This window comes from Bacillus altitudinis 41KF2b, assembly GCF_000691145.1.
GTDB classification, from domain to species: domain Bacteria; phylum Bacillota; class Bacilli; order Bacillales; family Bacillaceae; genus Bacillus; species Bacillus altitudinis.
In genome coordinates this window covers 74,783-89,918 of the sequence record NZ_ASJC01000006.1, presented here as the reverse complement: position 1 = coordinate 89,918, position 15,136 = coordinate 74,783, and the positions used below count along the sequence as shown (strand labels likewise).

The following is a 15,136-nucleotide window of genomic DNA, read 5'->3' as shown; positions in this document are numbered from 1 at the left end:
CACCCGAATATACCATTCTATCTGTTTCTTTTTTCTCAGTCAGATAGCGGGAAGAAAATGACGAAAGAAAAGCAAAGGAGCATCAACTGTGAATCTTAAAAAAATAAGTGCACTCCTCATGATTTCATTCGTGATGATCATCTCTGCAGCCTGCCAGAGCTCAGCAAAATCAACAAAGGCTGACCAAAAATCAACAAAAACAGCAGAGGTAAAAGTGAATAGCTACGAATATACGTTACCAGAAGACTCAACAACTACCTTGCGAGACAATGAATTGGTGTTAAAAGTCAACCTGACGATCACCAACAAAGGTGACAAAGCCCTTTCACTATATAACTCTGATTTCACCCTTTATCAGGACGATGCCAAAGTCTCTGATTTAAAATTCTACGGCAGTAAAGACCGCCTTGATCTTGGGTCCTTGAACAAAGGGAAATCACTATCAGGAGCGCTTTATTTCCTAGTAGATAAAGGCAAAAAATATCAGTTCGTGTACCAAGATAGCATCAAGAAAAACAGCGATTCGATCGAAATGGAACTAGATGGCGAAAAGATACTGGATTCAGCGAAAAAGCTAGATAACCCAGCAAAAGCACTATCTGCTTATACAGATCTCATTGTTTTTGACAAAAAGAATGATCAATTCTCAGAATTAACAGGTGACAATCAATCAGATGTCGTTAATAAATATCACGAAATGTTTGTGAAAGACTTTAAGAGAAGTGCAGGCATATATGGAAACGAAGTCAGTGACCGCGATATTTTATCCATGTACAAACGCATGCAAAATACAATGAAGGATAAAGCGAAAGTGGAAACAAGTGTGAAAACCATCTCAGATGACGAAGCGAAGGTTGTCGCTCAAGTAACCGGTATTGATGCTTCTAACTTAAAAGACAAACTAGACAAACAAAGAGATGAGTTTTACAACGGCAAAATCCGTTCGAAAGAAGAATTGTATAAGAAAAGCTTGAATATGTACGCATCTGAGTTTGAAAAGCTTCCTCCAGTCTCAAGCCCTGCTGAGTATGAAGTGAAAATGAAACGTAACGGAGATGGTCAGTGGAAAATTGACCTCAATGATTATAATACAGAGCAATACATGAGTGGTTTTATTAAAACAAGATGATGAAAAAAAGACGCTGGCTCCTTGAAAGGTGCCGCGTCTTTTTTCATGCTATGATACAGTCGTCTCTTGCTCTTCTTTGACCGCATTTCCAATGTCTTTAAATCGGCTCGATACAGTGGACGCACTAATGCCATACTTTTTAGCAACTTGTGCTTGAGAAAGCGGGGCATCGCTTGCAAGTGAATGAATATAATATTCGATTCCCGCAGCAAATGACGCCGCTTTACGGATCACAGGTGCTTTCTGATCACAGTAAGCTTTCCAAACTGTTAAAGCGCCATCTGTCAGGCTTTGGTCACCGTGCTCTTTCATCCCGTCTTCAATCAGCTTGGCTGTTTCCAGCTGAACATCACTAGCCCAGTCCATCCGATCTGCTGATAGTCCTACTGTACTTCCTTCTGTTTGAGCAGGCGCTTCTGTTTCTTCAACTTCTTGCTTCGCAAACATACACTTCAGCACTTCAGGGAAGGCTTCTCTCATAAATGTGCTGCGTGCTCCTCCGTTTGCCTCATGCGCTTCAACGAGCTGGCGAACCTGAAGAAGAAGCGTATCAGTAAACTCTTTCGCAAACATCGTATATTGAATGAAAAACTCTGCCTTTTCTTCAAACTGAACAGGGAAACCTAGAACAAGACTACCTTTCTCTGGCAGCACAGTTTGATCCGGCTTCACATCAACTTCAACCTTCTCAGCTGTCACCATATTCTCAAAGTAAAGAGACTCGTCCGTTTTTTCATTTAATAAAAGCAAAGATGGCTCCATGTCTGTCCAAGATTCAACCACTTGTCTTGTTTTAGGACGGGTAATATCTTCTGCTTTTTTTGTCAGGAATTCTTGGAAGATGGTCTCTTTCTTATCTGTTAATGGGCGGAAGAAAATGCCCCATACACTCAAATGAAAGACTGAGATTTGTTGCGTTTCTTTATCCATATCTGCTAGGAAAGAAAACTCATTAATGAATTGATTGATCGCTCTCTGATGCTTAGAGAACGCATAATTCATTAAATCCTTTTGAACTTGTACAGCTTCCTTAAACACAAGCTCAGACGTTTGTTCTCCGCCTGACTTTTGACCACAGCAATGTTTATATTTTTTTCCGCTTCCGCATGGGCAGAGCGCATTTCGTTTAATTTTTCCCAAAATAAAACCTCCGACATTCTAGTCTAACCTCACTATTTTAACAAACGATTGCACAGGAGAGTTTTATTTTCAAGAAAAAAGAAAAATCAGAATGATCAGATAAATAACAAAGACGTCTAAAAGAGCAAGGCGGCTCATAGTCAAAAGCACTCTGTCTCTGTTTATTTTCTCCAATCATTCCAATAGATTTCCCTCAGCTCATCCCTTCGAATAGCTGCTTTGCTTCAAAATAAAAGATTTGCACGAACTTTTTCGTATTGACTCTGCCTGTTGACCCTGCAGATGAAGAAGTCTTCTGCATTTCTTTCATTCTTTGGCTGACATCAGTGAAATCAAAAAACTTCGACGCATAGTGCTCAAATTTAGGATTTGAAAAATCTGTGAGCCCAAGTGATGCGAAATGATTTAAGGAATGATGGATGGCTCGTCTAATTCGCTGCTCTGCTGCTTTCACTTCCCGCATCACTTCCACATCCGCCGCACCACGACCTAGCTTTCGTTCCGCCGTTTTGATAAATAGCTGCTTTAATGGCGGAAAATTCACCTCATGAGAATTGGCTGTCTGTGTTTCATGTAAGTAGATCAATATCTCTAGTAAATCCTTAGAGCCACTCTCTCCGACAATTCCTAATTCAGATAGGAGGAATTCTCCTGCCTCTTTCATCGTTCTTCGCTTTAATCCAGTACCTGTCTCATGAGAAAGCACTGGCTCTAATGGCAGCACATGTCGAAGAGAAGCTTGAATATCGTAAATTGATTTTTCCAGCTTGATCCGCTCCATGACCTTTCGAATGACACTGACAATCTCAATTCGATTGACGGGTTTATGAATATAATATTCAATTCCAAGTTCATAGGCTTCTGCCATCATCTCTTTTGCTTCTACTTGAGATATCATGATGACCTTGCCTTTGAATTCAGGGTGAATATGACGTATGGTTTGAATGCCGTCTCTAGCTGGCATTAAAAGATCAATCAGAAGGATGTCTACTTTTTTCAGGTTCAATGAATGCGCTTCTAATCCAATGCCGTCATCAGCTTCATCCACGACCTCTCCTAGATCCTCATCCTCAATGATCTGACCTAAAATCGAGCGTATTGCACGATCATCATCTGCAATGAAAAATCGCATACACTCACCCTCTCTGTATTAAATTTTTTATCGGAAGGACAAGCTGAAAAGCTGTTCCCTTCGTTTCTTTCTGCTCAATCTGGATTTGACCGTCCAGCTCTTGAACCAGCTCTCTCACATAGGATAAGCCAATCCCAGTTGACGGTGTTCCATATGCATCAAATTTTGAGGTATATCCAGGATCAAATACAATCTCTCTCAATTTCTCAGGAATACCCGGTCCATCATCCTCAACTCGAATCTCTATTTTATCATGACTCCCTTTTAATACGAGTGAGATGGCTCCATCATGCTTGATTGCTTCAACTGCATTTGCCATTAAATTATTAATCAGCGATAAGAAAATGAACACATGATACTCATGCAAGTGAATGCCTTTTATATCAGATGTAAAGGAAATGTTCTTCCCGAGAGAGAGCGCATATTTCTCTTGAATGCGAATCACGATTTGAACAAGATCCTCTGCCCTCATATAATCTTGCATATTTTCCTTTGAAATCAGCTTTGAAAGCCCGGCGTAAATACGCTGATTGTCCTTTTTGACTTCATGTATTTCCCCTGCAAGCTTGAGCAGCTCCTGACTCACTTTCCTTCCCGCCTCATGTTCATTCAGCAGACGATAGAGCCGATAGGATTCTTGCGTTATGTGCTCTGTATGATTTAACGTTTTTTTTAAATGAACTGTTTCCTCATATAGATTTGAAATGACCATCATCATATGCTCATTTTGCTTCATGATTTGTTTCTCTCTTGATTGTGCCTCATACAGCCTCATCATATTAAAAAAGCTGATGACCACGAAGCTGTGAGCAAATGCAATGAGGATCATATCACTCAGCTTTGAGAAAGTCATGGTTGTATCAAACACTAAAAATTGTACAAACAGCTCAACAAAATCAGCAAGCAGTTCAATCATCAGTCCGATCAGCCCAATAAAAATGGAACGCTGCTTAAAACGTCCTGTACGGACAACAAAGAAAAGAAAAGCATAAGTAAAGTAAAAAAAGAAGCTTGGAAACTGCTGATAAAATGACAGAGCCAGATCAGCTTTTTGCTGAATAAGATCTAAACCTACCCGAAATAGGACAATGGCTGCGCCTGTTAAAAACCCTGGCAGCAATGGTCTTGATTTTCTTAAAAGTAATAAGCAAAAGAAAAACGCAGGTGCCCCAAAACTAATACGAAATGTTTCATTCACAGGATAAAACTTCAGCTCTCCCGCAAGCGGCACAATGACGATCATAAAAATCAAAATAAATGCGTCTTTTTTGACAAGCTGGTTTAAACTCAAATGACTGACATCCCTTCCCCTGTTTACATAGCCACAGTATACAAGGAGACTCTTTGCTTCACAATGAGCAAAAAAATTATTTTCACGGCTACTTCTCTCTTCAAAATCATTTTTTATGACTATTCTCCGAGGAGGCATGGTGACCTTTCAGCTATCCTACGATTTGGAGATTGTCTACAATAATAGGAATTGTTTAGACAATTGTATGCAGACTGATTTTTTATTTGTAAGTTTTTCTGTAGATTTTCGTCAGATTGTGTAGTTTCCAAGATAAATTGAATAAATAATTTTAGTGAAACTATATGTAAGCGTTTTCTTACTTTTCACTAAAAACCCTTTTTGTTGTTTCGCCGCCAAAGCCTTCATTTGAACATATATTTAGGTGTAAAGGAGTGGTACAAGCAGCGCATGACAAGTTCTTTGAAGATGTGTAACATGTTTTCGTGCCTATTTGATCGCATTTTTTGTCATCCGCCAATTCAATAGGGTACTTTTTGATTTTTGATTGGAGGAATCGTATGAAAACAGCAATTTCTAATAATACACAACACGCATGCCAGTCTTCTGTTGATCAATGGGCAGAAGAAATACGTCCGTATTACAAAAACGGGCAGAACGCTGGCTACATTCCAGCACTCGGAAAAGTAAATTCCTCTCAACTTGGTATCAGCGTGATAGGCCCAGATGGATCATCTGTACGTTATGGTGATTGGGACGTTCCCTTTACCCTGCAAAGTATCTCAAAAGTCATCAGCTTTATAGCTGCCTGTTTAGGAAGAGGCGTTCCGTACGTCTTGGATCGGGTAGATGTAGAGCCAACTGGTGATGCATTTAATTCCATCTACCGCCTTGAGATGCATAAACCAGGGAAACCCTTTAATCCAATGATTAATGCTGGAGCTATTACCGTATCCTCCATCCTTCCTGGAAAGACTTCTACAGAAAAGCTAGCATATATTTTCGATTTAATCGAAAACTTAATAGGTAAGCGTCCTTCTGTTAATGAAGAGGTTTATCAATCAGAATGGGCAACTGCACACCGCAACCGGGCACTTGCTTATTATTTAAAAGAAACCAATTACTTAGAATCAGATGTCGAGGACACGTTAGAAGTGTATTTAAAGCAATGTTCCATTGAGGTCACAACAGAGGACATCGCCTTGATTGGACTGATTATTTCAAGTGATGGCTACCATCCCTTTAAACAAGTCCAAGTCATCCCAAAAGATATCGCAAGACTAACAAAGGCATTGATGCTGACATGCGGCATGTACAATGCGTCTGGTAATTTTGCTGCTTTCGTAGGCGTTCCAGCCAAAAGTGGTGTGTCTGGAGGAATCATGGCTTGCGTTCCGCCAAGCGCAAGAAGAGAATTCCCATTTCAGACAGGCTGCGGTATCGGCATTTATGGTCCTGCCATTGACGATTGTGGAAATAGTATTACCGGTGTCATGATGCTGAAGAAACTCGCCAAAGAGTGGGATCTCAGTATTTTTTAAAAAGAACAGTGATGAAATCGAAGAGGTGATGTTATGAACGAAAAAGCTTTGCTATCTTATTTAACAACTACAAATGATTTTATTTGGACTTATCTAATCATTGCTCTGTTACTTGGAGTAGGGGTCTACTTCACATATAGATCACGCTTCCTGCAAGTCAGAATGCTGAAAGAAATGCTGCGTGTTCTAAAAGAAGGAAGAAAAGAAAAAGAGGGAATCTCACCGTTCCAAGCATTTGCCATCAGTATGGCAGCACGTGTCGGAACAGGGAATATCACAGGGATTGCCATCGCTATTGCGATCGGTGGACCTGGCGCAATCTTCTGGATGTGGATCGTAGCGATTATCGGTTCTGCTTCAAGCTTTGTTGAAAGTACACTAGCTCAGGTGTATAAAGTAAAAGATAAAACAGGATTCCGCGGTGGACCTGCTTATTACATGGAAAAAGGGTTAAATAAGCGCTGGATGGGGATTTTATTTGCCATCCTGATCACGATCTCTTTTGGGATTGTCTTTAACGCAGTGCAATCAAATACAATCACCGTCGCTTTTAAAAACTCTTTTGGCCTAGATCGTTTAACTGTCGGAATCGTTATGGCTGTTATTTTTGCGTTCATTATTTTCAAAGGGATCAAAGCGATTGCAAAAGCATCTGAATATATTGTCGTTTTTCTTGCCGTTGCTTACATCGGGATTGCTTTCTTTGTCATTATCACAAATATCACTGAATTACCAGGCGTCATCAGTACGATTGTGAAACACGCTTTCGGATTTGAACAGTTTGCCGGCGGTACATTAGGTGGAGCATTGTTACAAGGGATTAAACGCGGTCTCTTCTCAAACGAAGCCGGTATGGGTAGTGCGCCTAATGCAGCAGCAACTGCTGTCACGAGCCACCCTGTCAAACAAGGGTTAATCCAAGCATTTGGTGTGTTAACAGATACGTTAATTATTTGTACAAGCACAGCCTTTCTTGTTCTGTTCTCTGATGCGTATAAAACAACCAACCTGGAAGGAATTGAGCTAACTCAGGCTTCATTAAGCCAGCACATTGGGCCTTGGGCTTCTGGATTCCTAGCCATCATGATTTTCTTATTCGCTTTTAGTACGTTAATCGGTAACTATTACTATGGTGAAACGAACATTGAATTCTTGGGAGCGAATAAAATTTGGCTCAACATCTATCGTGTGGCTGTCATTGGCATGGTTCTATTCGGAGCCATTGCCACTGTTCCTCTCGTTTGGGGTCTGGCCGACTTATTCATGGGTCTCATGGTCATCGTCAACCTCATTGCCATTACCATGCTGTCTAAAGTCGCCTTTGCAGCACTGAGGGATTACATGCGACAGAAAAAAGAAGGCAAAGATCCTGTTTTCTATAAAAACGCCGTTCCGAACAATGAACAGATTGAATGCTGGGACGACGAACCTGTTTCCTTGAAAAAGAATCAAATCGGATAAAACAAATAAGCTCTGGTCATATGATCAGAGCTTATTTCTTTATGTTAAAAATTCGAGTATGAGCTTATTCACAACATCTGGTTTTTCATGATTAATCCAATGAGTGGCATCATCGACAAAAATCAGCTGTCCATTTGGGCAAATTTTGATCGTTTCTTTTGCGAGCTTTCTGCTTAGAAACTTGTCCTCCATTCCCCAGATCATGCGGACAGGAACGAGAATTCGTTTGGAAATCGGTTTTTCAAAGCCGCCTTTTTTAATACCTCGATACCAATTCAACATGGACGTAATGGCTCCCGGCTGCGTCCATGCCAACTTATAGCTTGAGACATCTTCTTTTGTAAACAAATGAGGTCTAGCAGATAGTCCAATGGCTTCATCCAGTCTTTGAAAGTGATTTTCTTGAAGGGCTGCCTCTGGTACATTTGGAAGCTGAAAGAACGCGATATAAGAGCTCTTCTTCCACTGCGGCGGATAAAACGGAAGGACCTTCATCATCACACGAGGATGCGGCATGTTGACGATGATTAATTTTTCTACATATTGAGAACGGGTTGAAGCAAGATGCCAAGCAACAGCTCCACCCCAATCATGTCCGCCGACAATGGCCTTTTGATTTGGGCTCAGTGCCTTAATTAATCCCACGATATCATCTCTTAATTTGTCTAAGACGTATGATTCGACTCCTTCTGGTTTGTCACTCAGATGGTATCCCCTTTGATCAGGAACAACGACACGATACCCCGCCTCAGCTAGGGGGAGGATTTGATTTTTCCAACCATACCAAAACTCAGGAAATCCATGCAGCAGGACCAGCAGTGGGCCATCTTTAGGACCAGCCATTGCTGTATGGAGCTTTATACCGTTTGTTTGAATATATTGAAACTCAACTTGATCCATTCCTTTTCCACCCTTTCCCCATGTCTTATCATTCTTCCAACATAGCATATTTTCCATTTTTCAGAAAATAAAAACACTCACAAAAAAACCTTCACAAGGGTGAAGGTCTTTATTTATTTCATATAATTCAGCACCCATATCAGACCATTCTTCCGATCTTGTACTTGTCCATGAAGTGCGCCAAAAAACGTATCCTGTAATTCCACAAGGACATCTCCGTCAGCTTCAAGCGCCTCGTATACAGCCTTTAACTCTTCCTCATTGTCAAACTGCATGATCAATCGAAGATTCTCTGGTTTTGGTGTGCGGCCAAATGTATCTGAAAAGTGGAGCAGTGATTCTCCAAGGTGTAGCTCAGCATGCAATACACGGTCTTGATGTTCATTTAAGATACGAATATCTCCGCCAAAAATTCCTTGATAATATTGAAGAGATTCTTTGACGTCTTCTACGACAATATAAGGACTAACGCTGATCATTTCCCTCATCCTCCTCTTGTTCCGTTCATTATCTCTTATATAGCTTATCCCAAATCGTATGAAAAAAGGCACAAATCGTCAACGGATTTGCACCTTTTTCTCAAGCAGATTTCGCTAATTCACTGTGTTTGTTAGAATACGCTGCGTACATGACGACACCGATAATCAGCCAAACCCCGAAGTACAGCCATGTCCGGCCTGGTAAATTGAGCATCAGAAACACACAACAGCCCATCGAGATAATTGGCAAAACCGGTACAAACGGAACCCGAAATCCCCTTTCCAGCTGTTTATGTGTCTTTCTCAAAATGAGTACGGATAAACTCACCATCGCAAACGTTAATAATGCACCGATATTGGCTAGGTTGGACAGATCCTTCAAATCAATAAACCCTGAAATAACAGCTGTCATCCCGCCAATCACCCATATACTCGCAACAGGTGTATCACTTTTGTTTGTTTTTGAAAACACTTTAGGCAAGAGCCCGTCCCGCCCCATCGCAAAAGCAATTCGAGTTGCTGCATAATTATTGGCGAAAATCACAGCCATCAATCCAATCACAGCACCGACAGAAATAATACCAGCTACGCTATGTTGATGGACACTTTGCAATACATAAGACATCGCCTCTGTCACATTCAACTTCGTATAGTGCACCATGCCTGTCATGACCAAACAAACGACAATATAAATGATCGTACAAATGAGCAATGAACCAATAATGCCAATTGGCAGGTTCCGCTGTGGATTTTTCACCTCTTCTGCAGAAGCCGAAATGGCATCGAATCCTAAAAAGGCAAAAAACACAGCAGCGGCTCCAGCAATAATCCCTTCCGTACCAAACGGCATGAACGGCTGCCAATTGGCTGGCTCCACATAAAAACCACCTACTACAATGAAAAGAACAATAATGCCAAGTTTCACAAACACCATGATATTATTGAATTTTTTACTTTCTTTCGTTCCTCTAGATAGGATCCACGCAATGAGTAAAGCAATAATAATTGCTGGCAAATTCATATATCCGCCTTGTTCTGGACCAGCTAAAAATTGATGTGGAATTGAGATTCCAAACCCCTCCAGCAGGCTGTTAAAATAACTCGACCAGCCACTCGCTACAGCTGAAGCAGTCAGCATATAAACAGATAATAACGTCCATCCCATGAGATGACCTACGAGCTCACCCATTGTGGTATATGAATAAGTGTACGCACTGCCGAACACAGGCAGCGCAGAAGCCATTTCTGCATAACAAAGTGCTGCTAAACTGCACACAATCGCTGCAATCGCAAAGGAGAAAATAACAGCCGGTCCTGCATCCTTAGCTGCTGTAATTCCGGTTAACACCATGACCCCCGTCCCAATCACAGCCCCTATGCCAAGGAGCGTGAGATCAAGCCCGCCCAGTGTTTTCTTTACCTTTTGCTGTCTGCTCTGTTCTAACAAATCGTGAATGTGTTTCTTACGAAGTATATGTCGCAAACCCTTTCCCTCCAAAACGTTAGAAAAACAAAAAAATCATTCAAATTTCATTATAGCAGAATAGGTCCTACGCATTCACAACCAATTCACGTAAATCTTTCTTCATGATTTTACCAAGTTTATTTTTTGGCAGATCGTGCGTGAAATGAATGGATGGCACTTTGTAATCTGCTAAACGTTCCTTGCAGTAATTCAACACATCTTCTTCGCAGAAATCGACAGATTCGTCTTTTACGATATATGCACTTGGTACTTCACCATATAAGTCATCTGGTACCCCAATGACAGCAGATTCAATTACACCTGGAATTTGATCAATGACCTCTTCCACTTGGTCAGGATAAATATTATCCCCACCGTATAGAATCACATCTTTGTATCTCCCTGTGATGTAAAGAAAACCGTCTTCATCCAAATAGCCTGCATCCCCCATATGGAACCAGCCATCTTTGAGCACTTTCTCTGTCGCTTCAGGTTGATGATAGTAGCCTAAGAAATAAAATGGGCTTCTCATGACGACCTCGCCAATTTCTCCAGCTGGGAGCGCCTCCTCTGTCTCAGGATGCACGATTTTGACTTCTACATCCGGATCCACTTTACCAGCAGAGCCCATCTTATCCTCACCCATCGCTGGATGCCACGCACTCACAACCCACGCTTCCGTACTTCCGTAGCCATGCATCATCTGAATGCCTACTTCTTTGTAATCTCTAATTAAGCGTACCGGTACCTTCGTACCACCAGAAATCGCAATTTCAAAAGATGAGAGATCGTACGAACTGCGCTTCATTTCTTCTAGCATGTACGTATAAGCTGATGGAAAAGCCATCATAAACGTAATTCTTTCTTTCTCAATCGTTTCTAAAATGCGTTTCGGTGTTGCATCATGTAAGAAGACTAACGTATATCCTTCTATTGCAGCTGCAATCAAGTGATTAATAGAACTCATATGATACAGCGGATGACTTGCCAAGTACCGTTTTCCTTTCAGATCAAATCCTCGATTCCCACGTCGTGTTAAAAATTGATAGATTCGTCCATGTCCGACCATACAGCCTTTTGGATTGCCTGTTGTACCTGAGGTGAATAAAATCATGGCCAAATCTTCTTCTGATACCTGTTCAGCAAGATCACTTCCATCATTAGACGCCAATATGTCTTCAAACAGCTGTGTTGTTTTCGCATTGACACCAGATTCCACCATGAGACAATCTTCTAAAGACACATTCACTGCCGCAATGATGTCACGGAATTCACGGTCAAAAAATAAAGCCTTTGGCTCTGCTTTTTTCAAGATACCTTCTAGCTCAAAAGAGGTAAGCTGCCAGCTAAGCGGTACGGCGACAGCACCTGCTTTAATGGCTGCCAGCATAATCGTAGAAAAGTGATGATGGTTTTGACAAATAAAGCACACCCGGTCACCTTTTCGAATTCCTTTACGATGTAAGTAATGCGCCAGCTGATCAATGCGTTTTGCATATTCTTCAAATGTATAAGACACACCTCCGCCAGTTACCGCTTCAATTTGTGAAGAGCGTTCCATTCTGTCGTTTAGTAATGCCTGTAAAGTATTCAATATCTTCATCTCCAAACGTTTGATGTCCAATAGCCAATTTCCAGTGAATTGGATTGGCAGATTTTATCTCATTCACATTCTAAAATAAAAAAAGGTGAAAGTAAAATCATTTCATTTTGGAATTGTTCCTTTTATTAATTGATAATATAGGTAATTTTATAGCCGTCTTCCATTTTGGTTTAAATGATGATGCTTATTATGATAAGATAGACCTAGTAATTGATCGGAAAATGCGAATGCAATAGGAAAAGAGGTATGGAGAATGCAACATTTCGAGCTAGAGGCAAGTTTGTTAGACCATGCACTGACAAAGTATTTAAAGGCGACGAAACGAATAGATGAAGAGAATATCCCGAAAAACGTCACGAATGTAAAAGGGTTTATTTTACGCATCATCTACCGCCATCAATCATGTACTGTGAAAAATATTCTGCAGGAAGTTTCATTATCTCCCTCCGCAACAACAACCGCTCTCAATCACTTAGAAGATGAAGGGCTGATTATCCGCTCTAGAAATAACAATGACCGCCGTACGGTATGGATTACACTCTCTGAATCAGGTGAACAAATCGCCAGACAAATGATCGACAATCGTCAGCTGCTTGTCAATCAACTGTTCAATCACCTATCAGAAGAAGATAAAAAAACATTTTTTGAATTAATCGAAAAAATGATGGACGAGCGCACATTAAAGGCTTAGGAATTATCCTAAGCCTTCTTTTTATGGCTTTAAGATGACTTTTATACAATCATCTTGTTTTTCATTGAATATGTGATACGCATGAGCTGCGTCATCTAGCGGTATTTGATGTGTGATGATCGCTCTAGGATCAATTTCCCCGGTTGTCACTTTTTGATAAAGCTTTGACATGTACCCTCTCGCTGGCGCCTGTCCCATTTTCAGCGTGACGTTTCTTGCGAAAAAAGCACCCAATGGGAACATATTGTAAAGACCTCCATACACACCCGTCAGCTGAACAGTCCCGCATTTCCTCACGGCTTTTGTGGCAATTTGAATGGGCCCTATCGTTCCGCCTTGCAGCTTGAGCTTCTGTTCAATCTTTTCAAGCGGTGACTTTTTTCCATCCATCCCCACACAATCAATGACAACATCCGCCCCGCCTTTAGTGAGCTCTTTTAGGGTTTCTCCCATGTCAGGGTCTTCTGTAAAATCAAATACTTCTACGCCGCTCATTCGTTTTGCATGGTGAAGGCGATAGTCTATGTAATCAACAGCAATGACCCGCTCTGCGCCCTTTTGCCAAGCAAATTGCTGTGCCATTAACCCAACAGGTCCACACCCCAGCACAATGACTGTATCCCCCTTTTTTACACCTGCGTGTTCTACACTCCAATAAGCAGTTGGCAGAACATCTGATAAAAACAGCAATTGTTCATCCTCTAGCTCACAATCATCCGGCACCTTAAATGGTGTATAGTTTCCAAAGGGCACACGTAAATATTCAGCCTGTCCTCCGGGGTAATTCCCATATTTCTCACTGTATCCAAAAAGTCCGCCTGAATCATAATGGGGGTTTGAGTAATCGCATTGACTTTCTAGATGATGATGGCAATACTGGCATTGACCACACGCCACGGTAAATGGAATGACGACACGATCTCCCTTTTTCACCGCAGTGACATCCGGCCCGACTTCCTCTACCACCCCCATCGGTTCATGCCCAATCACATAGCCGATAGGAAGCGGGAAATTCCCTTGATATAAATGTAAATCTGACCCACAAATAGCTGTAGATGTAATTCGAACGATGACATCTTCACGATCTTGTATAGATGGTGCATCTACTTCCTTCACCGCAATGCGGCTTTTCCCTTGATAGGTGACAGCTCTCATCTGCATTTCCTCCTTTAGCTAAGGTCATCATGTCTATAGCTTCACCTTGAATGGATGGTTCATGCATATGAATATGGATGCTGTTCCATAAGGGAAATAAAATAACCCGCCGATTGATTCGACAGGCTGTTTATTCAAATCTGTGTAACGCGTTACACAGCTATTTATCTTCGACAAACACCAAATCATACTGAGCAGAGGTCTCCCCACCCTCCATCATGTTCCCTTCCTGTATAAAATAAGGGCACATACCTGGACTTTGTGCTTCTTCAAATTGTTCAAACACTTGCTCAATATAGCCAGGCAGCAGCAAAACCAACATTTTATTTGAATGTGATACGAATTCATACGAGTGAACGGTATTCGGAGGAATATAGGCAAAATCCCCTGGCATCAAGCAAATATTTTCCCCGTTTAACTGAAGATTGATTCTGCCTTCAACACAATAAAGTGCTTCTGTATGCATTTCATGATAATGCGAACGTAACCCTTTTCCCTTTGTCCCTTCAATCACAAAATAACTAAATCCGTCTCCTGTTGTTTCCGTTGTCGCAATCAGCTCATGAAGCTGACCTTCGACCATGTATTGCTTTCCTTCACCAGCCTCCAGCACATATGGCTGCACTGCGCGCGGGAGCTGACTATGAAACAAAACAGCTGGCTTGGTTGTATTGGATAGCTCCCTAATGCCGTGCATCAATATGATATCGCTTTCTTTTCCAGCCTGTTGAAAGCTGTCTGCATCAAATGGGTGATCAGTCATCGGCCATTCATTCTGCAACAGCCTCTTTCCGATTTGCTGATAGACATCTGTCATTTGCCCGCCCAGTGTATAAGAAATAAACCTTGTTTTGTGACTATGCATTCTATAGCCATGAATTGTTTTGGGCGGAATATGAATATAATCGCAGGCCGTCACCATATACTTTTTACCGTCCAGTATCACTTCCAGCTTCCCTTCCAGCACAAAGATGGTTTCAAATAGCGTCTCATGACAATGCAGCGGAAAGTAAGCACCTTTCCCACCTGTGATTAAGACAAGCTCAAACAGTTGATTTGTTTGATTTGCTTCTGCCAGCACATGTACAAGCTGATTTTCCAAACCATACAGCTCCCCCGAACCAGACACGGTATAAAAAGAGGTACCTTCGGATTGCTTGATCGATTGTGGTTGCTCCGACATCCCATCAC

General features: G+C 41.4%; 13 protein-coding genes. 4 read left to right on the top strand and 9 right to left on the bottom strand.

What is annotated here, in order from left to right; all coding sequences use genetic code 11:
• Positions 1-88: 88 nt before the first annotated feature.
• Entirely contained in the window at positions 89-1,129 is a 1,041-nt protein-coding gene (locus tag BA79_RS12480) for a DUF4352 domain-containing protein (protein WP_035703073.1), read from the top strand.
• Between the two features lie 48 nt (positions 1,130-1,177).
• Here the strand turns inward: BA79_RS12480 and BA79_RS12475 are convergent, their stop codons facing one another.
• The 3 genes from BA79_RS12475 to BA79_RS12465 form a co-directional block, all read right to left on the bottom strand.
• On the bottom strand, positions 1,178-2,269 hold the full coding sequence (locus BA79_RS12475) for an SEC-C metal-binding domain-containing protein (protein WP_035703071.1): 1,092 nt from the start codon (positions 2,267-2,269) through the stop codon (positions 1,178-1,180).
• 193 nt (positions 2,270-2,462) lie between these two features.
• Positions 2,463-3,401, bottom strand: coding sequence for a response regulator (locus BA79_RS12470; RefSeq protein ID WP_035703068.1), 939 nt, complete (start codon positions 3,399-3,401; stop codon positions 2,463-2,465).
• A gap of 4 nt (positions 3,402-3,405) precedes the next feature.
• A complete protein-coding gene (locus BA79_RS12465; RefSeq protein WP_035703066.1) occupies positions 3,406-4,692 on the bottom strand; it encodes an ATP-binding protein in 1,287 nt (428 codons plus the stop codon).
• A gap of 518 nt (positions 4,693-5,210) precedes the next feature.
• On the opposite strand from BA79_RS12465, the gene BA79_RS12460 reads away from it, so the two are divergent.
• Together BA79_RS12460 and BA79_RS12455 are read left to right on the top strand one after the other, a co-directional pair.
• Entirely contained in the window at positions 5,211-6,191 is a 981-nt protein-coding gene (locus BA79_RS12460) for a glutaminase (RefSeq protein WP_008342152.1), read from the top strand.
• 33 nt (positions 6,192-6,224) lie between these two features.
• The gene (locus tag BA79_RS12455; RefSeq protein WP_035703064.1) at positions 6,225-7,652 is read left to right on the top strand and encodes an alanine/glycine:cation symporter family protein; all 1,428 of its coding nucleotides are present in this window, start codon (positions 6,225-6,227) and stop codon (positions 7,650-7,652) included.
• A gap of 39 nt (positions 7,653-7,691) precedes the next feature.
• On the opposite strand, the gene BA79_RS12450 is transcribed toward BA79_RS12455, so the two are convergent.
• The 4 genes from BA79_RS12450 to BA79_RS12435 all read right to left on the bottom strand — a co-directional run bounded on the left by BA79_RS12450 (position 7,692) and on the right by BA79_RS12435 (position 12,090).
• Positions 7,692-8,552 (bottom strand): alpha/beta fold hydrolase, encoded by an 861-nt coding sequence (locus BA79_RS12450; protein WP_035703062.1) that lies wholly within the window; start codon positions 8,550-8,552, stop codon positions 7,692-7,694.
• Positions 8,553-8,665: 113 nt separating this feature from the next.
• Entirely contained in the window at positions 8,666-9,031 is a 366-nt protein-coding gene (locus tag BA79_RS12445; protein WP_008342155.1) for a VOC family protein, read from the bottom strand.
• A gap of 100 nt (positions 9,032-9,131) precedes the next feature.
• Positions 9,132-10,514 (bottom strand): amino acid permease, encoded by a 1,383-nt coding sequence (locus BA79_RS12440; protein WP_035703060.1) that lies wholly within the window; start codon positions 10,512-10,514, stop codon positions 9,132-9,134.
• Positions 10,515-10,581: 67 nt separating this feature from the next.
• Positions 10,582-12,090 (bottom strand): class I adenylate-forming enzyme family protein, encoded by a 1,509-nt coding sequence (locus BA79_RS12435; protein ID WP_035703058.1) that lies wholly within the window; start codon positions 12,088-12,090, stop codon positions 10,582-10,584.
• A gap of 262 nt (positions 12,091-12,352) precedes the next feature.
• On the opposite strand from BA79_RS12435, the gene BA79_RS12430 reads away from it, so the two are divergent.
• Positions 12,353-12,790 carry a MarR family winged helix-turn-helix transcriptional regulator gene (locus tag BA79_RS12430; protein ID WP_007498406.1) on the top strand — a complete coding sequence of 146 codons (438 nt, stop codon included), beginning with the start codon at positions 12,353-12,355 and terminating at the stop codon, positions 12,788-12,790.
• Positions 12,791-12,811: 21 nt separating this feature from the next.
• On the opposite strand, the gene BA79_RS12425 is transcribed toward BA79_RS12430, so the two are convergent.
• A complete protein-coding gene (locus tag BA79_RS12425) occupies positions 12,812-13,945 on the bottom strand; it encodes a zinc-dependent alcohol dehydrogenase (protein WP_035703055.1) in 1,134 nt (377 codons plus the stop codon).
• A gap of 160 nt (positions 13,946-14,105) precedes the next feature.
• Entirely contained in the window at positions 14,106-15,128 is a 1,023-nt protein-coding gene (locus BA79_RS12420) for a quercetin 2,3-dioxygenase (protein WP_035703053.1), read from the bottom strand.
• Positions 15,129-15,136 lie beyond the last annotated feature (8 nt).